The sequence below is a fragment of the Enterococcus sp. DIV1682a genome (genome assembly GCF_051711005.1).
Lineage (GTDB): Bacteria > Bacillota > Bacilli > Lactobacillales > Enterococcaceae > Enterococcus_B > Enterococcus_B hirae.
Genome location: NZ_JBIOLT010000001.1, coordinates 87,684 through 113,048 on the forward strand (window position 1 = coordinate 87,684; position 25,365 = coordinate 113,048).

General features: G+C 36.2%; 17 protein-coding genes. 15 read left to right on the plus strand and 2 right to left on the minus strand.

Annotation, left to right across the window (positions count from 1 at the left end):
• Positions 1-350 precede the first annotated feature (350 nt).
• The 4 genes from IGJ23_RS00485 to IGJ23_RS00500 all read left to right on the plus strand — a co-directional run bounded on the left by IGJ23_RS00485 (position 351) and on the right by IGJ23_RS00500 (position 8,850).
• Positions 351-1,907 carry a hypothetical protein gene (locus IGJ23_RS00485; protein ID WP_438774513.1) on the plus strand — a complete coding sequence of 519 codons (1,557 nt, stop codon included), beginning with the start codon at positions 351-353 and terminating at the stop codon, positions 1,905-1,907.
• Between the two features lie 361 nt (positions 1,908-2,268).
• Positions 2,269-4,959: a hypothetical protein gene (locus IGJ23_RS00490; RefSeq protein ID WP_207431790.1), complete on the plus strand. Its 2,691-nt coding sequence runs from the start codon at positions 2,269-2,271 to the stop codon at positions 4,957-4,959.
• Positions 4,960-5,269: 310 nt separating this feature from the next.
• Positions 5,270-5,608, plus strand: coding sequence for a hypothetical protein (locus IGJ23_RS00495; protein WP_096709759.1), 339 nt, complete (start codon positions 5,270-5,272; stop codon positions 5,606-5,608).
• A 344-nt stretch (positions 5,609-5,952) separates the two neighbouring features.
• A complete protein-coding gene (locus tag IGJ23_RS00500) occupies positions 5,953-8,850 on the plus strand; it encodes a hypothetical protein (RefSeq protein WP_242697138.1) in 2,898 nt (965 codons plus the stop codon).
• Positions 8,851-9,336: 486 nt separating this feature from the next.
• On the opposite strand, the gene IGJ23_RS00505 is transcribed toward IGJ23_RS00500, so the two are convergent.
• Both IGJ23_RS00505 and rpmB read right to left on the minus strand, forming a co-directional pair.
• On the minus strand, positions 9,337-11,961 hold the full coding sequence (locus IGJ23_RS00505) for a YfhO family protein (RefSeq protein WP_207431792.1): 2,625 nt from the start codon (positions 11,959-11,961) through the stop codon (positions 9,337-9,339).
• 360 nt (positions 11,962-12,321) lie between these two features.
• Positions 12,322-12,510: a 50S ribosomal protein L28 gene (gene rpmB, locus IGJ23_RS00510; RefSeq protein WP_010720425.1), complete on the minus strand. Its 189-nt coding sequence runs from the start codon at positions 12,508-12,510 to the stop codon at positions 12,322-12,324.
• 270 nt (positions 12,511-12,780) lie between these two features.
• Between rpmB and IGJ23_RS00515 the strand changes: the two genes are divergently transcribed.
• From IGJ23_RS00515 to rnc, 11 genes are all read left to right on the plus strand, one after another.
• Complete coding sequence (locus tag IGJ23_RS00515; RefSeq protein ID WP_010720424.1) at positions 12,781-13,143, plus strand: Asp23/Gls24 family envelope stress response protein; 363 nt, start codon at positions 12,781-12,783, stop codon at positions 13,141-13,143.
• 52 nt (positions 13,144-13,195) lie between these two features.
• Positions 13,196-14,869, plus strand: a complete 1,674-nt coding sequence (locus tag IGJ23_RS00520; protein WP_010720423.1) for a DAK2 domain-containing protein — start codon at positions 13,196-13,198, stop codon at positions 14,867-14,869.
• 123 nt (positions 14,870-14,992) lie between these two features.
• Entirely contained in the window at positions 14,993-17,029 is a 2,037-nt protein-coding gene (recG, locus tag IGJ23_RS00525; RefSeq protein WP_207431794.1) for an ATP-dependent DNA helicase RecG, read from the plus strand.
• Positions 17,030-17,076: 47 nt separating this feature from the next.
• Entirely contained in the window at positions 17,077-18,078 is a 1,002-nt protein-coding gene (gene plsX / locus IGJ23_RS00530; protein ID WP_438777090.1) for a phosphate acyltransferase PlsX, read from the plus strand.
• Positions 18,079-18,199: 121 nt separating this feature from the next.
• The gene (gene acpP, locus IGJ23_RS00535; RefSeq protein ID WP_010720420.1) at positions 18,200-18,442 is read left to right on the plus strand and encodes an acyl carrier protein; all 243 of its coding nucleotides are present in this window, start codon (positions 18,200-18,202) and stop codon (positions 18,440-18,442) included.
• A gap of 270 nt (positions 18,443-18,712) precedes the next feature.
• Entirely contained in the window at positions 18,713-19,717 is a 1,005-nt protein-coding gene (locus IGJ23_RS00540) for an ABC transporter ATP-binding protein (RefSeq protein WP_010736807.1), read from the plus strand.
• The gene (locus tag IGJ23_RS00545) at positions 19,718-20,662 is read left to right on the plus strand and encodes an ABC transporter ATP-binding protein (protein WP_010720418.1); all 945 of its coding nucleotides are present in this window, start codon (positions 19,718-19,720) and stop codon (positions 20,660-20,662) included.
• Positions 20,662-21,624: an oligopeptide ABC transporter permease gene (gene opp4B, locus IGJ23_RS00550; RefSeq protein ID WP_010720417.1), complete on the plus strand. Its 963-nt coding sequence runs from the start codon at positions 20,662-20,664 to the stop codon at positions 21,622-21,624. Before IGJ23_RS00545 ends, opp4B begins: the two co-directional genes overlap by 1 nt.
• A 27-nt stretch (positions 21,625-21,651) precedes the next feature.
• Positions 21,652-22,566, plus strand: a complete 915-nt coding sequence (locus IGJ23_RS00555; RefSeq protein WP_010720416.1) for an ABC transporter permease — start codon at positions 21,652-21,654, stop codon at positions 22,564-22,566.
• A gap of 27 nt (positions 22,567-22,593) precedes the next feature.
• The gene (locus IGJ23_RS00560) at positions 22,594-24,372 is read left to right on the plus strand and encodes an oligopeptide ABC transporter substrate-binding protein (protein WP_010720415.1); all 1,779 of its coding nucleotides are present in this window, start codon (positions 22,594-22,596) and stop codon (positions 24,370-24,372) included.
• A gap of 291 nt (positions 24,373-24,663) precedes the next feature.
• Complete coding sequence (rnc, locus tag IGJ23_RS00565) at positions 24,664-25,350, plus strand: ribonuclease III (protein WP_010720414.1); 687 nt, start codon at positions 24,664-24,666, stop codon at positions 25,348-25,350.
• Positions 25,351-25,365 lie beyond the last annotated feature (15 nt).

The window sequence follows — 25,365 nt, forward strand, 5'->3', positions numbered from 1 at the left end:
AATAAACTTCAAAAAAGGACGAGAGGGTTAAATGGTTAAGAGAAAATAGCTCTTTTTATGAATCCATAAAGACCTTTTATTCACACGTTTCGTTTAGAGAAAAAATATTTCTCTAAACGGAACGTTTTTTTATTTTTTTATGAGTTTTAACTCTCCAAAAATAATAACAGTAACAAGATATTACTAGTATATAAGTAGCTAAATGATCAATTTTATAGAAATATAAAATAACTATTATTTAAAATAACAATCGAAATAACATAAAGTATATAAAAAAGAAAAAGTTGTTGCTAAAGAGAGGATTCTTTTCTTTATAATAGAACCTAATGAGCGAAAGGAGAATAAATGATATGAGCAATGAAAAATTAGATCAGAATACTTTAATCAGCATACTGGGAGAAGTACATGAGGAAAAACCCTTTATTGAGACGAGACTAGATGAGAAAGAAAATTTTAAAAATGCTATGGGTAATATATTCCAACAAAACCCATCCATACAGCCAAAAATAGTAACACCAGCCCCAGCAAAAAATTCGGCAAACAATAATCCATCAGTACTATCGAGTGCGAAGATGGAAAATTCAACTAGCATATTGGGAGAAACAACCGGTTCAAAATCGTTTATGGCTATGACAGCAGCTGAGAAAAAAATTTTTAAAAACGCTATGGGTAATATATTCCAACAAAAGCTAACCATACAGCCAAAAATAGTAACACCAGATCCAGCAAAAAATTCGGCAAACAATAATCCATCAATACCATCGAGTGCGCAGATGGAAAATCCAACTATCATATTAGGAGAAACAACCGGTTCAAAATCGTTTATGGCTATGACAGCAGCTGAGAAAGAAAATTTTAAAAATGCTATGGGTAATATATTCCAACAAAACCCATCCATACAGCCAAAAATAGTAACACCAGCCCCAGCAAAAAATTCGGCAAACAATAATCCATCAGTACTATCAAGTGCGAAGATGGAAAATTCAACTAGCATATTGGGAGAAACAACCGGTTCAAAATCGTTTATGGCTATGACAGCAACTGAGAAAGAAATTTTTAAAAACGCTATGGGTAACATATTCCTAAAGAACCTGCCCATACATCAGACAACAGTAATACCAGTGCCAATAACAAAGGAATCGTCAAAAACTAAACCTTCTGATCAAGGAGAGCATAGAAGAAAATTCGTTGATGTATTAAACCAAATAAAGTTAAATAATCCAGTAGCACAAGAAAGAACAGCAGAGTCTGCAAAAAAAGAATTTACAGAAAACACCTCTTTGATATTACCGAGTGAGGAGAAGTCAGGACAACCCGAGTCAACAAGAATAGATCTTACGGAAAACACTCCTTCGGCATTAACGAATGAGGAGAAACCAAAACAACCCATGCCAACAAGAACAGATCTTACGGAAAACAATTCTTCAAAACTACAAGGTGATCAAAAACTGCAACGATCAATCTTTGATAATGTATTAAACCAGTTAATGTTAAATAAACTAACGGCACAGAAAATATCAGTAGGACAAACAGTAGAAAACTCGTCAGACGATAATCCTTCGAAATTATTGAGCGGAGAGAAACCAAAACAACCCGAGCCAGCAAAAAAAGAATTTACAGAAAACATCCCTTTGACATTACCGAGTAAGGAGAAGCTAGAGCAACCTGAGCCAACAAGAACAGATCTTACGGCAAACAATTCTTCGAAACTAGAAGTTGATCAAGAAAAGCATAACAATAAAACCAATCAACTGGTACCAAAAACAAATGTCAAAGCATTAACTAAGTTTTTTGAAACAAAGAGTTCTATAAACGAAGCTTGTGATAGAGCAAAACAAGGTGCGGAGTTAGAAAAAAATAGAATTTCCCAAAATACTGTGACAAATGGACAATCTTTATCTAGGTAATAGCTGATAATCAACCCTTAAATAAAGAAGTCAGATGGATTTTATACGGCTAGTGAGTACACCTGTTGTTTAATTATTTGAGAACGTACCATAGCTACTCAAGGTGAGCCATTTTTGTAGGATAGAATGCTTCAATTCATGATTTTGTTTTATGAATATGCGAATCGAGATCAGTACTCAGCTAAATATTGGAAGAGTAGATATGAAAAATAATGACTAGATATTAAGTTAGACGATGTGTACGAATGTCGAACATTTTTACTAAGCGAAACATAAATTTTAAAAAAAAGAAAAAATAGGTAAAGGAATGATTGGATTTTAGTATACAATATGGACTAACTTAACGGAGGGAGATTTTTTAATGGAAAATAATCAGGAAACATTGGAGACTATACATGGAGACCTTATAGCGATAGCTAACAATCTAGGATTTTATGATAGCGAAACATTTCATAAAAAAATAAGTGAAGAAACAAAGAAAACGTTATCGAAAGACAATAAGCAATTAACCAAAGAAAAACTAGAAGTAGCAGTGATGAACTTAACTGAAATGATACCGAATACTATAAAAACTAAACTAAAGGCAGATGAAAGGCTAGTAGCAAGTAAAAGCTCACGTTTATTTACACGTGCTGTAAGCGAAAAAAAGCAAGATTCAGATGGTATTTTACAAGATATACTAGCATATAACAAAAGTATTAGTGATGGAGTGGAATCACTGAAGAAAGCTAGACCGCATGAAAGAGAACAGCTAATTAGTTCAATTGAAGAAGGTTGGGAAGCTGCTAAGAACAATTTGAACCTATTAAAAAAAGACGAGGGTATTGCCCCTGATGGAATGACTAACACTGCAGTAATAGAATCTCTATTATTTCAGAGAAAGAATTTTTTAAATACATATCACATGATACATCAAGTAAGGGAACAACTTGGTTTAAAACAAATTCGAAGGCAAGATTTAAGCGTTGGTGCTAATAGCCAAAACTCTTCGGTTAGTTTAGTAGAAGGGGTTAAAATGAAATTTAAAGAATTCCAAAAGAAACGACAAGAGAGTCTAAAAAACAGTTCAGAGGACAACACAATACCTAGTTCCCAATTTACGAGTCAAGAACAAAACGGAAATCCTGCTGTTGATGATAATGTGTATGACGAACCAGTTGAATATGGTGAAGTAGGCATTTATGGGGAGAACGAAAATCCTGAGGAGCTAAATCCTCGTTCAAATGCTGTTGATGATAATGTGTATGGCGAACCAGTTGAATATGATGAAGTAGACATTTATGGGGAGAACGGGAATCCTGAGGAGCTAAATCCTCGTCCAAGTGCTGTTGCTGCTCATGTGTATGGCGAATCAGTTGAATATGGTGAAGTAGACAGTTATAGGGAGAACGGGAATCTTGAGGAGCTAAATCCTCGTCCAAGTAATGCTTCTACCACGTCTTCAATATCTTTTAGCATCTATGATGAAGTTGCGGATATTAATAATGATTATGAAGTCGTAGATAATAACCGGGATCAAGGTCCAAAACCTGAACTTTGGCAATCCATGAACTCTTTAAGAAAGGAAAAGCAAAAACTATATAAAGAGATCATTCAGTTATCTAAAGAACATAAAGTAGGTACAAAAGAATTTTCTGAAAAAGTAGAGAGATTACTAGATATTCGCTATAAAATCGCCATAAAAAAAGAACTGATTCAAAAGGTTGGTTTTGATTTCACAAAAATTTTAAATAATTCTAGATTGTTAGGTAGAGACAATCCAGACATGATAAACAAATATGATGATGCAATCAGTAATTTTATAAACCAAAAGAAAACTGATATACCACAAGTAACAACTGACAATACTAAAGATGATAATAAGAAAAAAATAGCTAAATTATATCAGGAAATGAAACATCAATTTAATACCGATAAAACATTGTCTGGAAGAAAATCGGCTGAAGATATTTATCCGCTTATAGTAGAAGCATTGAACAAAAATATACCTAATAACTTATCGACCTATGATTATTACGATTTGAGTAAAAGTAAAACGTTGAAAAAGGCCGGTCTTCATAAATGGGGAAATGTTGAGAAGATATTGGATGCTTCGAATCGATTAAAGTTTAATTATCCGTCACCTGATACTAAAAACTTGCAGTACGTTAAACAAAGCAAAAAAGAGTTAAAGGAACTTGAATTGGTTTTCAATAAACAAGTTACTAAATTTTATAAGCTTTTTAAAAATGCTAAAACTTCACTAAATAAGGATGTGCATGAAAAAGAATTCATCACTAATCTAAGCAACTTACGTGACATCCATCATCAACTTGAGACTAGAAAAACGATCGAACGCATGCTTGGGATGGACTATGAGAAATTTTGTCACAAATTTGCTGAGCGAAACAACGTTGATCCCCAAAAAATCATTCATGCATGGCAGGAGACAGCAGCAACGCAATTAAAAGATAAAAGTCCTAATCTGGTGGATGATTTTACACAGGAGGTTAGCAAAAGATTTCAGGATGTGACAAGGAGTGCTGACCCGCTATCAGTTGGGAAGTTGAATGAATTTTTTAATATGGATCTATATAAGGCTAGAATAGCGAAGAAATATTTAGACTCCAAAAAGGTTGATTATGCTCAAGATAGAGCTTGGATTATTAATAAGGTCAATTATATAAAACGATTGGATAAAGAGGGATCATATAAAAGGGCGAATGAAGAGTTCATAAAGCTACTACCAGAAATAGATAAGCTACTTAATCAATACACGCTAATCGAACAACCATTTTATCACATTAATACCCCTATTAATGAGTGTCCTACATTAAAGAACTTAGGAATTAAAGATTGCCGTGAGTATTTACCAGATCCTGTGAAAAAAATAGAACCCCTTTACGCTGAAGTGAATAAAAATAAGGGAATGAATCCAGAAAATGCCCAAGGACGATTATTAAATATAATAAATGGAGCACAAAGTAAAGTACAGCAGGATGCGCAAAATCAACAACTTGATCCGTCTAAAGGAAAGCCTAGTAATGATTTATTAAGAGAGACTAGTGTCTAATTTAAATTATAAAATGTAAAACAAACAGTTAAAGAATCTAAAACCATTTTTGTACCGATCCCTAAAGATTAGCTCAAAAACTAACTTCTGGGGGTCGGTAGTTTTATGAATAAATAGATAAAAAAGTAAGGGACAAAAAAAGACACCACAACATTATAATTTACCTATGACATAAAGTCTGAAAGAGCGAAGGGAGAAAAAATTTATGGAAAATAAGCAATCAATAGGACAAGGTAAGCACCATGGAAAATAAAAAGAACGATGGTATCCCTAAAGAGCAGGCAATGCGATCCGATCCAAGTATCATCAAATGACAATAAAACAATTGCAACAAACAAAAAAAGAATTGTATAAAACTATTATTGCGTTATCTAAAAAAGGGGAGGTAAATACCGAAACATTTAAAGAAAATCTATCTAATTTGTTGGAAATAAGATATCAACTTGCAATAAAAAAAGAATTTGAACAAAGTATTGGTGTAGATATTTCCATTTTTTATCAAAAAGAGTCATTATTTACTATGCCAGCTATAGAATCAAGTTTGGAGCAAACTTTAGAATCAATACAACCTTTAAATCAAATTTACAAAAATAAAATGACTGAACTTTATCAAAAAAACCAGCAATCATCAGAAGGTCCTTCGGTATAATTTACCATCAACAAATAGTTTTTCTAATAGTCGATCGAAACCTGTAACTAGAAATGATCGTTCTTTTTAACTAATAGATAAATAAAGCATCAAGAGTGGCAGAAGCATTCAGCCAGGATGTATCATTTGTGTTATTTTATTTTTGGAGTTCCTAATTGGAAGACTCAGGTAAGCTCGCGTACTACGGGTAAATTCTAAAATAGATCAATCAGTTTACTGAATCCTCTTTTACTATACAGAACTTAAATTTTAAAAATAAAGAAAAAAATGGACTAGGAACCACTTGTTTTGAGTATATAATGTGAAGGACTTAGTAGGTTTATTAACGGAAGGAGAGTTATTTTATGGGAACTGAAGAAGATAAATATCTAGGAACATCAAGCTTTAACCGTATTACTTACCATCAAAGTTTTGACGATAGTTCGGATTCTGAGGATGAGTTTGAACAAGCTGCAGACCCAAGGGAGAATGCTGGGGCTAACGAAAACCAAGCTATGATCGTTGACTATAGTAAGCTAACAATGAAAGAGTTGAAACACGAGAAAGAAGATTTGTACAAAGAAATCATCCCAGCTTATGAAGAAGGGGATTTGGATACCAATCAATCGAAAGAAAAATTACGTAACTTGTTAAACATACGATACCAAATTCTTGCTAGAAATCAGCTTAAAAAACAATTCGGTATTGATGTTCACGCTTTGTATCATAAAGATCATTTGTTTGATGATCGAAGCGTAGAAGGGCAACCATTGAATCAAACATACAAAAAAAAAATAGTTGCTCTTTCTAATGGAATCTCAGACCCTCCAGAACAATCAGTAGATTATTTAGATAAACCATCAAAAAAAGATCTAAAAGAAATTGGTGAGCTCTATAAGCAAATAAAGAAGTTAAAAACAAAAGATTTAGAAAAAGCAAGGAGTTTAGTTAAGCTTTTGCATAACAAACTTCAACCTGAATTGAATAAAAAATTACAATACCTAAATGATCGACATAGCTATGACTATTACGATCTAAGTCGAAGCAAAACTTTACAAAAAGCAAGGATACACGATATAGATAGTAAAAATATACTTATAACAAATAGCAAAGAACGTTTAACTCATAGAAGCTATAATCATAAAACATTTGACTTTGACATCCATACTAAAAATAAGAAGGAACTAAAGCAACTAGAAGAGAAGTACAATAAATCACTTGCTTCGTTGATTAAAAAATCAAGAAAGCAAGAAGTCCCTGGTTTGAATGAGCGTATTAAATGGACTATAGGACAACTACGTGATGTCCGTCTTCATCTTTATGTCGTAAGAAACGTGGATCGTGTTTCTAGTATTGACCTGCGCGAGTTTTGTGAAAAATATGCTCCAAGAATAGGGGAAAATCCGCAACGACTCTATCGGTCGTTTCAATTGACACTGGCAGATCATTTAAAAACGTCGGGGTCTAGCTTAAGTGAAAGGCAATCTATTGATAAAAAATATCAAGAATTAAAAAAAGAGGATAGTGAAATAAACTGGAATGAATCGAAGAAGAAGATAAACGAACTCTGTTCCCAAATATTCCGGGTACTTAAACATAATGGCTTGATAGAAGCTAACGCCTATAAGTACAAAAATGACTTAGAAAATAATAGTCCTATCTATAAGCTATTTGAAAAAGAGATTGAAGAGATCAAAAAGACTACATTAGAAAATGCTGTTCCTGAAATTTCAAAAGAACGAAGTGAGTATGTAGAATTAGGAATAAAAGATTTGAGGAAAACAAAAAAGAAATTATATGATGAGATTATTACGGCGTATCGAAACGGGTATGGAGACACTCCAAGCTTTAAAGAAAATTTACGAGATTTACTAGAAGTTCGTTACCAAATTGCAATGAAAAAAGGGGTGAAACGAAATGTTTTTAGCCTAATGACAAAAGCGGAAAATTCAGTCGCAACAAAAAGCTATAATTATTACGATCTCAGCACAAGCAATACGTTAAAAAAAGCAGGTATACATAACATAGATAGTAAGATGATTCTCAGTAAGGAAAATGAATACACATTAAATGAACAAGATCAAGAATATCTTACAAAAAATGAGCAAGAATTGGAACAAGAATTAGCTGATTTGAAAAATCTGAAGAATACACTTGATAAACAATCAAGTGAACAAACAGATCCTCGGCTGAAAAAGCAAATGGAAGTGGGATTAGCTGAATTAACAGCTCAAATAGAGGACACTTCTCTTCATCATCGTGTATTGCGAGATATAAACGAATTTGTTGGTATTGACCTCCAAGAGTTTTGTGAAAAATATGCTCGAAGAGTAGGGGAAGATCCACAAAAATTACATTATATGTTTCAAAAAAAAGCAGTAGAAAAATTAAAAACGTATAATGGAAATGTTGAAGAAACAAAGTCAGAATTAAAATTTGTTGCTGAGAGCTACGAGAGCATAAAACAGGATGATAAAAAAAAATACTGGAAGAAAGCGAATAGGGAGATAAACACCCTTATTTCAAAAATAAACAATGTATTTGAAACGGATGAGTTAACCGAAAATCAACACTTACAGGAACCACGATTATCTGTGGAAGAAGGACAATCAAGTAGAAGTAGTTTTGATCAATCCGCTCGTAGCTCTCAAGCCGGCTCCGAATTTTCAATTAGTAGTAGTTTATTGGATAAAGCAAATCCAGAAGAAACAAATTTATATCTAGAAGCGAGAAATACTACATTAGCTAGTGAGATAAAAGGAGCAACAGACGGTTTAGGCAAACCCGCTTGTAACTTTAAAACTGGCTCCAATACTTCAAACCAGAGTAGTTTAACAGATAAAGAGATTAATCCAAATCCAGAAGAAACACAGCTTAGTGGAAACAGCAAGGAAGAAGGAAAAACAGGCAGTTTAGATCAACATACCTCTCAAACCAAAAAAACAGGTGGCATGCCTTTGTTTAGACCTACATATTTGAATAATATCGGTGACTTGCAAAACAACCCAATATATCAAAGAATCGCTAGACAATTAAGTAATGAAGTGGGGAATAATGGCAAGTTTAATAACGGAGAAGTGTATAACAGAAAGGTAGATAACGGTAGATTGAGTAATGGTCAGCAAAAAGAACTTAGAGTAATTTTAGGAAACTATGGCACACAGGAGGTCAAAATAGATTCGCAGTCTGAAAGACCTACAGCATCTCGAAATCTTGTAAGCCGGGTAAATAATCCTAAGGGCGCCGTTGGGTACGACAGATGAGTAATCAATAAACCAGAACATTTAACTTTTTAACTTCGTTGAGGAATGATCAGAAATTGATGTTGGTTATGAGAGATAGAATAATTGGGACAGAAAGAAGAAAAGTTTCTTTCTGTCTTTTTTTATTTGGTAGGTTTTACCATGACGGAACATGTTTTGTAGGTTGAAATAATAAAAATAAGCGATTGGATCCTTGACAATTCACACTCTCTTTCCGGAGGTGGGAATTTAAATAAGGGCAGTTCATCTAATCAACAGGGTGATGTTCAACGCTTAAGAGAGCTTTTGGAGAAAAGACGTGAATCAAGTTCGAGTCTGCAATCAACGTCAAGGATTGCAGGCTCCACAAGTCCTGTAAGGAAGATAACAGAACATAATGAAATTACTGAATACGGTAGTAGATAAGTAATCAGAACTATAAGAGTCATCAACGTAAAAATCAGCGCCATCATTTCAATTTTAGAAATGATGGCGCTGAGTGGATCATTAACTATGTTTATATCGCTTATTTACTTTGGGCTCTTTCTTTTGATACCACACATATAGGATAAAAAGTCCGATACAAAGAACGAACAAAATCGATCCGATGATAAAACCTTGAGGTAAGTAACTAAAAGTGACGGTATGTTTGCCTGCAGGTAGTTTGATCATTACAAAGGCATCTTTGAAGTTTTCGACTTTGACTGCCTTTCCATCGATTTTTGCGGACCAGCCAGCATCATAAGGGATCGTTGTGACTAGCATTCTTTCTTCGGATGTGTTGACAGTACCAGTGGCTGTTCGACCGGTCGTTTTCATAGCAACACCATTTTCTTTGATTTGATTCATTGCTGCTTGATAAGCAACAACATCAAGTCCAAGAACTTTAGGTTCCATAAAGCTAACCTCTTTTGTGCCATAAAAACTAGTAGAGAAAGTAACTGTTGTGTCTTGAGGATAATATCCTAGATCATAATATTGTCCAGAAATACTGATCTGAGTCTTTCGTGACACACCGTTGACAGTAATCGTGGCGGTAGAACTTTCTAATTGGGCATAGTTAGTAGGGAACAAACTGAGATAAGCTTGTGTGTTTGCTGGTACACGCACTTCCCAAGTGAGCGTTTTGGGCTGGTTATTCGTGGTTTCAGAATAAGTCACCCCGGTAGACGTCTTGTTTACTGTGACGTTTTGTTGGCTTTTCAAAGTTGGTGTGTAGAAAGTAAAATACCGCTCATTTAAATCAGCCAGACGATTGATCAAATTGGTTTGGCTCGTGAGATTGTCAGTTAATGGTTGTTCCACGTGATTAATATCTAATGGTGCTGTAAAAGCTAGCGGTAAAGCATTTAAATTTTTATAGAGTGTATAGTCACCGCTCTGACTTTCTTTCACAAAGCCATATTTACTAAAGCTGCTGTCGTTTTTAGCAATATTATATTTTATTCCTGTAAACCCATCCATCAATAACGTATTGTTTGCATAGCGGATATTAAGATTTGTTCCTCTTGAACGAAAACCTAACGAATCTAGATAAGCAGAAGAGTTCCTGTTTCTAATAGAAGAAAACAAACTGATACCACTATAGCCATAGTTAATGGAATCATTAGGAGAAATCGGATCAAGATTTTCTAATCGATAAAAAGTATCCGATTCTTTTTTTGTCTGATCAACAAGTGACTTGATGCTAGGAGCAGGATCAGTATATAAGCTTCGTGAAGCATAATTCCAATCGTCTAATATCCCATGAATCATACTATTCGTATTGACACTTGCTTCTCCTGTCATCAGTAACAGTAACAATAAGCTAAGGTATTTAACGGGCTGTTTTGGTTGCTGGAAAAAGCCAATTGTTAATGCATAAAGACTCAAGAAAACAATCGTTAAGACAAACGATGTCGTTGTAATATAAGAGTAACTATTATTAGGCTTAAGGCCCCATGCGATAGCAAAAACTGCTGCTAAAATGATGATGATACTTAGGAGTAAGCCTTGATCCTCTTTAGTTATTCGTTCCCATCCTTTGGCCGCTAACAAAAGGACGAGAAAAGAAAATAAATAGGAATAGCGGAACAAAAACATATTTGGCGCATGCATACCATGCCAAAAGAGGTTGAGTGGTACAAGATAGAAACTAGCAATCAATAAAGCAAATAAACTACCATACAAAAGTTTGTTCTTTAAGTTGATTTTTCGACTAGCAAAATAAAATAGACATAAAACTAATGGAAACAAACCAGCATAAATAAAAGGAATGGAGCCATATTTGGTTGTGTCATAGACACCGATCATGTTTTTCATGATGATATCCAAATATGAGGTAGCTTCGGTTTTTAGTGTAGTGATCTGTGTTAATGTTTCGCCATTTGATCGGAGATCCAAGACTGCTGGAAGAATAATGATCATTGATGCTCCACCAGCTAATAAGGAAGTAATCCCATAAGGTACAATCGATTTTTTGTAGAGTGACCATTTTGTAAACAGCCTTGCCATAAAATAAAGAAAAGAAAAAATACCGATCATAAAGCCCATATAAAAACTGGATAAAAAGAGCAATAAGTAACTAACAAATAATAATGTTGGTCGTTTATAATCCATGACCCGATGGATACCCAAAATAATAAGTGGAAGATAAATAAACGCATCCAACCACATAATGATCTCAGAATGAGCGGTAATGAAAGAGATCGAAGCATAGCTAACACTTAAAGCCACTTGTCCCCAACGTGGAATTTTATACGTCCGCGCAAGGAACCAAAAAGATAATCCAGCAAACCCAACTTTAAGCAGAGTTAGAAAATATAAAGCATCAGGCATCATATTATTAGGAAACAAAAGAACAAGCGGAGTAAATAATCCGCCTAAGTAATATGAAATTAAAGATAAATAATTCAGACCTAATGAGGCGTTCCAAGTATAAAAAATACTTTGCTTTCCTAATAACATGTTCCGAAAGCTTGCATGGAAATTTGAAAATTGAGAAAATGCATCACTTGCAAGAATGCTTCGGCTACTTCCTGGATAAATTCCGATACTTAAGTAAACTAACGCAAGTATCAAAAAAGGGATCAGAAAACTAGCAAAAGCATAACGACCATTTTCTTTAAAAAAAAGTTTGATTTTTGTTTTCATTGATTCATTCACCAAATTTCTATGAAATATGAAGTTATCTCTAGTTTATCATATTCATATTTTTAACTACATGAAAAGACTTGGCATTTCCAAAAAAATAAAAAAACAATAATAAATAACGTTTATTTTGAAAATAAAAGGCAAAAAAACTTATATAAACTGATTTTATAAATAATAAAATACCAGTTTTTAAAAGAATACATGTTTAATATTAAGGATTTGGCAAAACCTAAAAAGCCTACAAATGATCGTTCATCCAGATCATTTGTAGGCTTTTCAACTAACTTCTTTTATGAAAAGTAAGGCATTATAATAAAAATAAAAACCGTTCACGCACCGAACGGTTCAAACTTCATTCAATTAAACGCGTGCAACTTTTCCTGACTTCAAAGCACGAGTTGACACCCAAACTTTTTTAGGTTTTCCGTCGATCATAACGCGAACTTTTTGTAAGTTAGGTTTAACAGTACGTTTTGTTGAGTTCATCGCATGAGAACGATTGTTTCCACTTTTTGTCTTGCGACCAGTAAAGTAACAAACTTTTGCCATGTAATTTTCCCCCTTTACCTCGATTTGGAGCGATAGAATAATTCAGCTCATACCAGAATAACATATCATATGAAGGGGTAATATGCAAGTGTCTTTTCATAGCAAGAATTGACAATCCATGGGAATAATTGTAAATTATACAGGACTAATTTTAAAATTTTCAGCGGTTTTTGAGTACTTTAGGGTAACTGCCTTTTATTTCGGGTGACGCTATGATAAAATATGATAGAAGAAAAATGGGAGTATTTTGCCCGTTAAGGAGGCTCATTCATGGCTGTAAAAATTCAAACGTCAGCTGGAACCATTGAAATTACCAATGATGTGATTGCAACAGTTGTTGGTGGCGCCGCAACAGATGTGTTCGGTGTTGTAGGAATGGCCAGCAAGAACCAAATAAAAGATAATATTACTGAAATTCTACGAAAAGAAAATTATTCTCGAGGAGTAGTTGTTCGCCAAGAAGCTAATGGTATCGCAGTAGATGTTTATACGATCATTAGTTATGGTACAAAAATTTCAGAAGTTTCTCGCAATGTCCAAGAAAAAGTAAAATACAACTTGGAGACATTACTAGGTGTAACAGCCAATTCTGTTAATGTTTTCGTCCAAGGTGTTCGTGTACTGCCAGACTAGGCAGAAGGCTTGCTGAATGATTCAGCAGTCGATCTGAAGGAGGATTATCTAGGTGAGTGTAACAGAAATCAGTGCAAGCCAATTCCAGGAAATGGTTCAGGCGGGCGCGAATCGTCTGCAAGTAAATGCAGAATATGTCAATTCGTTAAATGTATTCCCAGTTCCTGATGGAGATACAGGTACCAATATGAATTTATCTATGACAAGTGGAGCTAAAGCAGTTGCTGATTCTACTTCTGAAAAAGTAGGCGAATTAGCAGCAATGTTATCAAAAGGCCTACTAATGGGAGCCAGAGGAAATTCAGGAGTTATTTTGTCTCAATTATTCCGAGGTTTTTCAAAGCAAATACCTGACGTGACAGTGTTAAACGCTGCAGATTTAGCTGCGGCTTTTACGCATGGCGTTGAGACAGCTTATAAAGCAGTTATGAAGCCTGTTGAAGGAACCATTTTGACAGTAGCCCGTGAAGCTGCAAAAGCAGGAGAAAAGAAAGCTAAAACAAGTGACGACGTTGTTGAAGTGATGACGGCTGTGGTAAAAGGTGGGAAACGTGCCTTAGCGAAAACACCTGATTTGTTACCAGTGTTAAAAGAAGTCGGTGTCGTCGATAGTGGCGGTCAAGGTTTGCTATTTGTATATGAAGGCTTCTTAAGTGCCTTGAATGGTGAGTTCAAAATGACAGAAGTCTATGAACCATCACCAGCTGAAATGGATGAAATGGTCAATGCTGAGCATCATCGCAGTGTCCAAGGTCAATTAGCAACAGAAGATATCCATTATGGTTACTGTACAGAAATCATGGTAAAAATCGGTGAAGGGCCAACCGTCGATAGCCAATTTGACTATGAAGAATTTCGTAATTACTTAGATGGAATCGGTGATTCATTATTGGTTGTTAATGATGATGAGATCATTAAGGTCCACGTGCATACCGAAAATCCAGGTGAAGTATTAAATTATGGACAAAAATTTGGTTCATTAGTAAAAATCAAAGTCGACAACATGCGTTTACAGCATGAAACGATTTTAGAACACGATGAGCAAGCGAAGCCACAAAAAGCAGCTCGTACACCTTATGGGATCGTAGCGATTGCAGCCGGTAAAGGAGTGCAAGAGTTATTTGAAAGTTTAGGAGCAAACTACGTCATTAGTGGTGGACAAACGATGAACCCAAGTACGGAAGATATCGTTAAAGCGATCAAGGAAGTTAATGCGGATAAAGTCATCGTATTACCAAACAATAAAAATATCTTCATGGCTGCGGATCAAGCGGCTGAAGTAGCAGATATCCCAGTAGCGGTCGTACCATCAAAAACGATCTCTCAAGGACTAACTGCGATGCTTTCATTTAATGATCAAGTATCGTTGGAAGAAAACAAAGCGACTATGACAGAAATGCTTGCAAGTGTCGTTAGTGGGCAGATTACTCATGCAATTCGTGACACAACCATTGATGGTGTGAAAATTACTGAGGGCGATTTCTTAGGGATGATTGATGGGAAAATCGTTATCTCAGATTCTGACATGATGGCAACTTCATTCGCTACCTTAGAAAAAATGATCACTGAAGAAACAGAAATTGTGACGATTTTAGCAGGTGAAGGTGGTTCGGTTCATCAAGCAGAAGAATTATCAGCTAAATTAGTTGAACAACATCCAGATTTAGAAATTGAAATTCATCAAGGCGATCAACCGGTTTATCCGTATTTATTCTCTGCAGAATAGAAAAGGACAATCCTTTTCGCCTGAACGAACGGTAAAAGAACGGGGGCTGTACCAGGTTGTTGGTGCAGCCCTATTTCTAAGGAATGGATTGATAGTGAAACATACGGTAAAGGAGGGTGAAATATGAGGTCTTTAAATGATCCAGTGACGATGTTAGCCGGTGTGGGAGCAAAAAGGGCGGATAGTCTTGCTAGTCTGGGAATACAAACCATCGAAGACCTATTGACCTATTATCCTTTTCGCTATGAAGATATTCAAGAAAGAAATTTAAATGAAATACTTGATCAAGAAAAAGTGACTTTAAAAGGCCTGGTTGTTTCACCACCAGTAATGAGTCGCTTTGGCTACAAAAAGAATCGACTCCAATTTCGTATGATGCAGGATCATGCTGTCTTCAATGTTTCTTTTTTCAATCAACCATATTTGAAAGATAAAGTGATCTTATCCGAAGAAATTGCTGTCTATGGAAAATGGGATGCGAAACGGAAGTCATTAAATGGTATGAAAATTTTGGGTTCTCAAGCGGTGGATGATTTTTCTCCAATCTATCATGTCAATAAATCAATCCGTCAAACAACTTTAGTCGATTTGATTCGAAGAGGGTTCGAAGAGTATGGTGATTTGATCGAAGAGAATCTTCCCAATGGATTAGTTGAGAAATATCGACTGTTGGATCGGCCAACAGCTGTTAAGAGCATGCATTTTCCGAAAAATCATGAAGAAAACCATCAAGCAAAACGAAGAATTGTCTTTGAAGAATTCTTTTTATTTCAAATGCGACTTCAAGGGCTTAAAAAATCGGAAAAAGCAGAAACAAATGGCATTGAAATTTTATATGACATCCAGCGCTTGAAACAATTTATTCAAAAACTACCTTTTGAATTGACGGATGCCCAAAAAAGAGTCACGAATGAAATTTGTCGTGACTTAAGAAGTCCGCAACATATGCAACGCCTATTGCAAGGTGATGTAGGTAGCGGAAAGACGATTGTTGCAGCAATTGCCTTATATGCGGCGGTCACTGCAGGGTTTCAAGGCGCATTGATGGTACCAACTGAAATTTTGGCACAACAACACATGGAAAGCCTTCTTCGATTATTTGATGCGCAAGAAGTTAAACTTGCTCTGTTAACGGGTTCGACGAAAGCCAAAGAACGAAGAGAACTACTCGAATTGCTGGAACAAGGAGAAATCGATATCGTTGTCGGTACCCATGCGTTGATTCAAGAAGGAGTCGAATTTCAACACTTAGGTTTAGTTATTACGGATGAACAACATCGTTTTGGTGTGAATCAGCGAAAAGTACTCCGTGAAAAAGGCTGGCGTCCAGATGTTTTATTTATGACAGCCACACCAATTCCTCGGACTTTAGCGATTACTGCATACGGAGAAATGGATGTTTCGGTAATTGACGAACTTCCAGCTGGCCGGATTCCAATAGAGACGAGATGGGTTCGTACGCCACAATTAAATAGTGTGTTAGATTGGACATGGAAGGAACTGGCGAAAGGACATCAAATGTATGTCATTTGCCCGTTGATTGAAGAGTCAGAAGCATTAGACGTTAAAAACGCTGTTGAAATTTATGAAAAATTAAGTGCGCTTTTTGCGCCTCAGTATGAAGTCGGATTGTTACATGGTAAAATGAAGAACCAGGAAAAAGAAGCAATTATGGAAACATTTAAAGAAAACAAGATGCAAATCTTGGTTTCAACGACGGTCATCGAAGTGGGTGTAAATGTTCCGAATGCTACAGTCATGTTGATCATGGATGCTGATCGTTTTGGATTAGCACAGTTACATCAATTACGTGGACGTGTTGGACGTGGTAGTGATGCTTCTTATTGTGTATTGGTAGCTAATCCTAAAAATGAATTAGGGATTGAGCGAATGAAAATAATGACAGAAACGAACAATGGCTTTGTTCTAAGTGAGAAAGATTTAGAGTTGCGTGGACCAGGAGAAGTATTTGGTTTTCGCCAATCAGGCTTACCGCAATTTGCAATTGCTGATCTTGTAACAGATAGTAATATATTAGAGGTAGCTCGTGATGAGGCACAAAAGCTATGGCAGTTAAAGGATTGGCAACTATTGCCAGAATACCAACATTTGGTCCGCAGTTTAGACTTGGAAAATCAAGATAATCGTTATTTTGATTAATAGACTGTGCTATACTTTATAGTGATGATAAAAAAGGAGTGGAAATAATGAAAATTGCCGTAGATGCAATGGGTGGAGATCACGCACCACAAGCCATTGTGGAAGGTGTGGCTTTAGCTCAAAAAGATTTCCCAGATGTGGAATTTATCCTTTATGGTAAGGAAAATGAAATAAGAAAATATCTAACAACGGAACACAATGTGACGATTATTCATACAGATGAAAAAATCGATAGTGATGATGAACCAGTTAAAGCCATTCGCCGTAAGAAGAATGCTTCACCATTTTTGGCAGCACAAGCTGTCAAAAATGGTGAAGCAGACGCGATTTTTTCAGCGGGGAACACTGGTGCATTATTAGCAGCTGGACTCTTTATTGTTGGTCGTATCAAAAACATTGAACGCCCTGGTCTGATGTCTACTTTACCGGTAGTCGGTCAACCCAATGCAGGGTTTGATATGCTTGATCTAGGTGCAAATGCTGAAAATAAACCGGAACATTTATTACAATATGGAATCTTAGGCTCATTTTATGCAAGAAAAGTCCGAGGAATCGGTAGACCTCGAGTTGCTTTATTGAATAATGGGACGGAAGCAACAAAAGGAAGCGAATTAACTAAAAAAGCTTTCGAATTACTTCAAAATGAAACCAGTTTGAATTTTATTGGAAACGTTGAAGCGAGGGAACTATTGAACGGGGTAGCAGATGTTGTTGTAACCGATGGATTTACAGGCAATGCAGTATTGAAATCCATTGAGGGGACAGCAATGAATCTGATGGACCTTCTGAAAGCTGCCATTTTAAATGAAGGGTTTAAAGGAAAAATGGGCGCACTATTATTGAAAGATGGGTTACGTTCATTAAAATCAGAAATGGATTATTCAAAACATGGCGGAGCAGTTCTTTTTGGATTAAAGGCACCAGTCATCAAAACTCACGGTGCGACTGGACCAGATGCAGTGAGACATACCATCAGACAAATCCACACTATGTTGGAAACCAATGTGGTAGGGCAGTTAGTTGAACAATTCGAAAAACCTGCAGAATAATGTTTCTGGTTGCTCGTCGACGACCCTATAGAAAAAAAGGTGGACAATCTTAGAAAATGTCAGTAAAATTAGCCTTGGTGAAGGAAATCGGCAATTTTGATAATTGTTGGAGGTGAAAACATTGTCACGTGAAGAAGTATTTAATAAAGTAGCGAAAATTATTTCAAATCATTTTGAAATTGATACAGATAAAGTAACTGATGAATTAAATATCAAAGATGACCTAAAAGCTGACTCAATCAGCATCATGGAATTTGTTTTGGAACTTGAAGATGAGTTTGGAACAGAAATTTCTGACGAAGATGCAGAACAAATTGAAACAGTTGGTGGGGCAGTTGACTACATCAGCAATCATCTTAACTAATCATTAGCATGAAAGTGAGTAAAGATCAATCGGATCTTTACTCACTTTTTTTTAATTTTTCAAGTGATTTATCTTTATTTTAAATAGATTTTTCTGACAATTCTGGCAACTGACTGAAATTTTCTTGCATTGTAGAGGGGTTTTATATATAATTATTAATAATATATTGCACTATCCTTAGAATAACGCTTATTATAAAACGTTTTATTCTGTGGGATATCATTTTTTATTAAGAAAACTTCCAACCAGGGAGCAGAGAGGGGTATTCGATTGTCAGATAATCAACTATTAGATGTTCAGAACCTACATACAGGCTTCCGTCTTAAAGATGAGTATTACGATGCAGTAGATGACGTTTCTTTTACATTAGATAAAAACGAGATTTTAGCAATCGTTGGAGAATCTGGTTGCGGGAAAAGTACATTAGCGACTACTATTATGGGGTTACTTGATCCAAACAACACAAAGATCACAGGCGAAATTTTATATAATGATTTAAACTTGATTGAATTGAATGAAACTTTGTATAACAAAATCCGCGGGAATGATATTGGGATGATTTTCCAAGATCCGTTATCTGCGTTAAACCCTTTGATGCGTATTGAAGATCAAATTAAGGAAGGGTTATCTTATCATACCAAAATGAACGCTGAACAACGGCAAGCACGTGCCTTGGAATTGCTGGAGCAAGTTGGGATTCCTAATCCTGCAAGAGTCGGACGACAATATCCCCATGAATTATCTGGGGGGATGAGACAGCGGGTAATCATCGCCATTGCGATTGCGTGTAAGCCACCGATTGTTATTGCAGATGAGCCAACGACAGCGCTAGATGTAACGATTCAAGCGCAAATCCTTGATTTATTAAAAGACTTACAAGAAGAAACCAAAACAGGAATCATTCTGATCACGCATGACTTAGGTGTTGTGGCAGAAATGGCTGATCGGGTAGCGGTAATGTATGGTGGTCAATTTGTTGAAGTAGCTGGGGTCAAAGAACTTTTTGAAAATCCTAAACACCCTTATACCCGTTCATTGTTGAACTCTATTCCTCAAGAGGGGAACCATGAAGCTGAGCTCCATGTGATTGAAGGCGTTGTTCCTTCTTTGAAAAATATGCCACGAACTGGTTGTCGTTTTGCTCCTCGGATTCCTTGGATCCCAGCCAGTGATCACGAAGAAAACCCTGTCCTTCATGAAATTGCTCCGAATCATTTGGTTCGTTGCTCTTGCTACAAACATTTCCACTTTAGAGACGAAAAAGGAGAGGTGTAGATGACAGAATTAATTACAATCAGCGATTTGAAAGTACACTATCCTATTCGTAGTGGATTCTTTAATCGAGTAACGGATCATGTATATGCAGTAGATGGTGTCGACTTCATTATTGAAAAAGGAAAAACGTATGGCTTAGTCGGAGAATCTGGTTCTGGTAAATCAACGACAGGGAAAGCAGTCGTTGGATTAGAAAAAGTGACTTCAGGACAAATCATTTATGAAGGTAAAGATGTCACTAAAAAAAGTAACCGACAAAAAATTGGCTATAACAAAGATGTTCAAATGATCTTCCAAGACTCAATGTCCAGCTTGAATCCTAAAAAGCGAGTATTGGATATTATTGCAGAACCGATCCGTAACTTTGAACGTTTGAGTGATCAAGAGGAAAAGAAAAAAGTGAAAAATCTACTGGATATCGTAGGGATGCCGGAAGATGCGCTGTATAAATATCCGCATGAGTTTTCAGGTGGACAGCGTCAACGTTTAGGGGTTGCACGTGCAGTTGCGACAAACCCAAAACTCATCGTAGCAGATGAACCAGTTTCTGCATTGGATTTATCCGTTCAGGCGCAAGTATTAAATTTCATGAAACGAATCCAACAAGAATTTGGTTTAAGTTATTTATTTATTTCTCATGACTTGGGAGTCGTGAAACATATGTGTGATAATATCGCAATTATGTATAAAGGTCGATTCGTTGAAATTGGTACACGAGAAGATATTTATAATGATCCACGTCATATCTATACGAAACGTTTACTGTCTGCTATCCCACGGATTGATGTCGAAAATCGGGAGTTACACAAAGAGAATCGACGAAGAGTGGAACGTGAGTACATCCAAAATCAAAAGGAGTACTACGATGCAACTGGTCGAGTGTACGATCTCCGTACGATCACACCGACGCATAAAGTAGCGTTGAAAGATGGAGGTGCCAGCTAATGTGGAAAACGATATTACGACGTGTATTATTAATGATCCCACAAGTTATTATTCTTAGTATTTTGATCTTTATGTTGGCAAAAGCGATGCCTGGAGATCCTTTTACCGGGTTGATCAACCCCAACCAAGATCCAGCAGTCATCGAGCAAATGAGACAGGCAGCTGGTTTGAATGATCCTTGGTATGTCCAGTATTTCCGATGGATCGGGAATGCGTTACAAGGAGACTTCGGTCAAAGTTTCTTATACAAACGTTCAGTTTCTGATTTGATTGGTGAGCGTATCGTCAATACTCTTTACTTGTCGATCTTAACAGTTATCATTACTTATTTGATTGCTGTACCACTAGGTATGTTGGCGGGCAGATACCAAAACTCATTTTTGGATAAAGCTGTTGTAATCTACAATTTCTTTAGTTTTGCTGTTCCGTTATTTATCTTTGGATTGATTATGTTATTTGTATTTGGTTATCGTCTAGGTTGGTTCCCAACCAGCGGCTCCCAGACGTTAGGAATCCAAGGGGGCTTTTTCACCCAGTTGATTGATCGCATGAAATACATCATTTTACCATCGATCACTCAAGCCTTTTTAGCTACAGCTGTAACGATCCAGTATTTACGTAGCGAAGTCATTGATTCAAAATCTTTAGACTTTGTGCGAACTGCTCGTTCAAAAGGGGTACCAACCAATAAAGTATTTAGTCGTCATATTTTCCGAAACGCGGCATTGCCGATGGCTTCACAAATGGGTTATGAAATTACTTCCTTGATTGCTGGTTCAGTAGTTATTGAAAAGATTTTTGGCTACCCAGGAGTTGGTAAATTGTTTATTGATTCGATCGGACAACGTGACTATACAGTTATTACCTCCTTAGTATTGATTTTAGGAATTGCGACGTTGATCGGAACCTTGCTTTCAGATATCATCATGAGCATTGTTGATCCACGTATCCGTATCCAATAAAATTCAATCAGAAAGGAGAAAAGACAAATGAGTGATAAAAAGAAAGACGTTGTGCAAGAAAGTATCCCGCCAATGGGGTTACGAATGATTGCCCGTGAATTTAAAAAAGATAAAATCGCCATTTTTTCATTAGGCTTACTCGTTATTTTATTGTTAGTTATCTTTATCGGTGCGTTATTTACAGACCAAGATAAAGTAATGTATGTCAGCATCTTTGATAAATATGCAGCTCCAGGTGCTATCTCTACCGAGGGGACAAAATTTATTTTAGGAGCAGATGAAGGTGGTCGGGATGTTTTAGGACAACTGATTATCGGTGCAAGAAACTCCGTCACCATTGGTTTTGCAATCACAGTCATCACTTCGATTATCGGGGTTGGACTAGGGATCATTTCTGGGTTTTATGGGGGGATCATCGATAACATTTTGATGCGTATCGTTGACTTCATTATGATTTTACCGATTATGTTGATTATTATCGTATTTGTATCGATTATCTCTAGATATAATGTTTGGTCGTTCATCTTCATTATGAGTGCATTTTATTGGGTTGCTAAAGCTCGATTATTCAGAAGTAAAACTTTATCAGAAGCAAGGCGTGATTATGTGAGTGCTTCAAAAACAATGGGAACAAGTGATTTTAAAATCATGTTCCGTGAAATCATGCCTAACTTAAGTTCATTGATCATTACCAACTTAACGATGAACTTTGCAGCAAATATTGGGATCGAGACCACTTTGACTTTCTTAGGGTTTGGCTTACCAGCAAATGTTCCTAGTTTAGGAACACTAATCGGTTATGCCAGCAACGGTGAGGTTTTAGTGAATCGACAATGGATCTGGTTACCTGCGTCAATTCTAATTTTAGTATTGATGTTGAGTATAAACTATGTTGGACAAGCGTTTAAGCGTTCTGCCGATGCACGCCAACGATTAGGATAAAGAAGAAAGCAAAGGGGGAAATAAGGAATGAAGAAATCAATTTTAGGCGTTGTTACACTTTTTTCAGTAATGGCATTAGCTGCTTGTGGAAGCGGCGGAGGTTCTAACTCTTCTGGGAGTTCAGCAAATAACGGTGAGAAGAAGGAATTAACATTTCCAATCTCAACGAAAAATGATAAAGATGCAATAAAAGATGGCGAATTGGAGGCTGCAGTAGCAACCGATAGTCAATTCAAAGGATTGTTCCAATGGGAATTTTATCAAGATTCTTACGATGCAGCATTTATGGCACCTTCTCATGAAGCACTATTTACAAATGATGCGGACTTCAAGATCACAAATGATGGTGCAGCGAGTTTAGATTTAGACCAAGAGACGAAAAAAGCAACGATCAAAGTAAAAGACAATGTAAAATGGTCAGATGGTAAAGATGTAACCGCAGATGACGTGATTTTCCCTTATGAAATTATCGGTAACAAGGATTATACAGGTATCCGTTATGATGATAACTTCCGAAACATCGTTGGGATGGAAGAATACCATAGCGGTAGCGCTCCGACAATCTCAGGTATCAAAAAAGTGGACAATAAGACAGTTGAAATCGAATATAAAAAAGTGGAACCAAGTATGCTTCAATCAGGTGGTGGGATTTGGGCATATGCAGCTCCAAAACACACACTTGAAGGTGTAGCAATCAAAGACATGGAATCAAGTGATCAAGTACGTAAAAATCCAGTGACTTTTGGTCCATATTACATGAGTAATATCGTTGCAGGAGAATCAGTAGAGTATCTACCAAATGAATATTACTGGAATGGCAAACCACAATTGAAAAAAATCACGATGAAATCATTGCCGATTGCTAGTGCAACAGAAGCTTTGAACTCAAAACTTTATGACATGATTTTCCAAATGCCTACAGATACGTATGACACATATAAAGATGTCTCAGGTTACACAAACTTAGGACGTGAACAAACATCATACACTTACTTAGGCTTCAAATTAGGTAAATGGAATGCTGAAAAGAGCAGTGTTGAATACGATCCAAATTCTAAAATGGCAGATAAATCATTGCGACAAGCAATGGGTTATGCATTAGATAACGATGCAGTAGGGGAACGTTTCTATGCAGGGTTAAGAAGCAATGCTACTTCATTGATTCCTCCTGTATTTGAATCATTCCACGATGACGATTTAAAAGGATTTACGCAAGATATCGATAAAGCAAACAAATTATTAGATGATGCTGGCTATAAAGATGTAGATGGTGATGGGTTACGTGAAGATAAAGACGGAAATAAATTAACGATCAACTTTGCTTCAATGTCAGGTGGCGAAACAGCGCAACCATTATCTGATTACTATGTGCAACAATGGAAAAAAATCGGCTTAGATGTGAAATACACGACTGGACGTTTAATCGAATTTAACTCATTCTACGATAAATTAGAAAATGACGATCCTGAAATTGATGTATATCAAGCAGCTTGGAGTACAGGAACTGATCCAAATCCAAACGGACTATGGGGACCAAATGCAGCATTCAACTACACTCGTTTTGAATCAGAAGAAAATACGAAATTGATCAATGATATCAATTCAAGTGAAGCATTTGATGCAGATTACCAAAAAGAAGCATATAAAAAATGGCAAGCATATGCATTTGAAGAAGCTTTCGCAATTCCAACATTGTTCCGTAATGAAGTACTACCAGTGAGCGATCGTACTAAAGATTGGGATTGGTCATATGATGCACCAAATCCATGGGCGAAAGTAACGGTAACAGCAGAATCACGTTCTTAAAATAAGGACATACATGCCGTTTAGCGAAAGTAATGAATGAATCTGGCAATGAGAAAGACCTCCCAAACACGGAAACGGTTTGGGAGGTCTTTTCGTATAGCTGGCAATTTTTGAATACTATTTATAAAATCAATCAAATGATCAGCTAATAAATTCTTTAATCGAAAAAATCATTGGATCCTTGAGGTTTATTAAACCTTTACTTACCTTTTGTCGGAACCATTTCAAATTTAGACAAAAACCAGTATAATAAGGAAGTATTGAAAAAATATCCATAAAGGAATGTGAAAAATGGACAATCAGCTGACAAATGAATTAAAAGAAAAGTATACTATCGTTTTTCACGATCTCAATCTACTTGAACAAGCTTTTACCCATTCATCCTATGTGAATGAGCATCGCAACCTTCAACTATCAGATAACGAACGATTAGAATTTTTAGGAGATGCCGTATTAGAATTAATGGTTTCAGAATATTTATATCGTTTATATCCAGATATCCCAGAAGGTAAACTAACAAAGACACGTGCGGCGATCGTTCGTGAAGATAGTTTATCCAAGTTTGCCAAAGAATGTGGATTTGATAAATATATCATGTTAGGTAAAGGAGAAGAAAATTCTGGGGGAAGAACCAGACCAGCTCTTCTTTGTGACTTATTTGAAGCCTTTCTAGGTGCTTTGTACCTTGATCAAGGGTTTGAAGCAGCCCATGCCTTTCTTCAAACAGTTGTCTTTCCAAAAGTCAAAGCAGGTGCTTTTTCACATGAGATGGATCATAAAACGAAGTTGCAAGAAGTGTTGCAAAAATCAGGTGATGTATTTATTGAATACCGATTAATAAAAGAGGAAGGTCCGGCACATGAACGGATTTTTTGGATCGAAGTCTATGTAGATGACAAGTTGATTGGGACTGGACAAGGAAAATCGAAAAAACTAGCAGAACAAGCTGCTGCAGAAAATGCACTGGCAGCACTGTAAAAGTAAGTGAGGGAA

Bases quoted from the DNA above. Each gene is read 5' to 3' on its own strand.
- IGJ23_RS00485 (WP_438774513.1), top strand. From the start codon at position 351: ATGAGCAATGAAAAATTAGATCAGAATACTTTAATCAGCATACTGGGA.
- IGJ23_RS00490 (WP_207431790.1), top strand. From the start codon at position 2,269: ATGGAAAATAATCAGGAAACATTGGAGACTATACATGGAGACCTTATA.
- IGJ23_RS00495 (WP_096709759.1), top strand. From the start codon at position 5,270: ATGACAATAAAACAATTGCAACAAACAAAAAAAGAATTGTATAAAACT.
- IGJ23_RS00500 (WP_242697138.1), top strand. From the start codon at position 5,953: ATGGGAACTGAAGAAGATAAATATCTAGGAACATCAAGCTTTAACCGT.
- IGJ23_RS00505 (WP_207431792.1), bottom strand. From the start codon at position 11,961: ATGAAAACAAAAATCAAACTTTTTTTTAAAGAAAATGGTCGTTATGCT.
- rpmB (WP_010720425.1), bottom strand. From the start codon at position 12,510: ATGGCAAAAGTTTGTTACTTTACTGGTCGCAAGACAAAAAGTGGAAAC.
- IGJ23_RS00515 (WP_010720424.1), top strand. From the start codon at position 12,781: ATGGCTGTAAAAATTCAAACGTCAGCTGGAACCATTGAAATTACCAAT.
- recG (WP_207431794.1), top strand. From the start codon at position 14,993: ATGAGGTCTTTAAATGATCCAGTGACGATGTTAGCCGGTGTGGGAGCA.
- plsX (WP_438777090.1), top strand. From the start codon at position 17,077: ATGAAAATTGCCGTAGATGCAATGGGTGGAGATCACGCACCACAAGCC.
- IGJ23_RS00545 (WP_010720418.1), top strand. From the start codon at position 19,718: ATGACAGAATTAATTACAATCAGCGATTTGAAAGTACACTATCCTATT.
- opp4B (WP_010720417.1), top strand. From the start codon at position 20,662: ATGTGGAAAACGATATTACGACGTGTATTATTAATGATCCCACAAGTT.
- IGJ23_RS00555 (WP_010720416.1), top strand. From the start codon at position 21,652: ATGAGTGATAAAAAGAAAGACGTTGTGCAAGAAAGTATCCCGCCAATG.
- IGJ23_RS00560 (WP_010720415.1), top strand. From the start codon at position 22,594: ATGAAGAAATCAATTTTAGGCGTTGTTACACTTTTTTCAGTAATGGCA.
- rnc (WP_010720414.1), top strand. From the start codon at position 24,664: ATGGACAATCAGCTGACAAATGAATTAAAAGAAAAGTATACTATCGTT.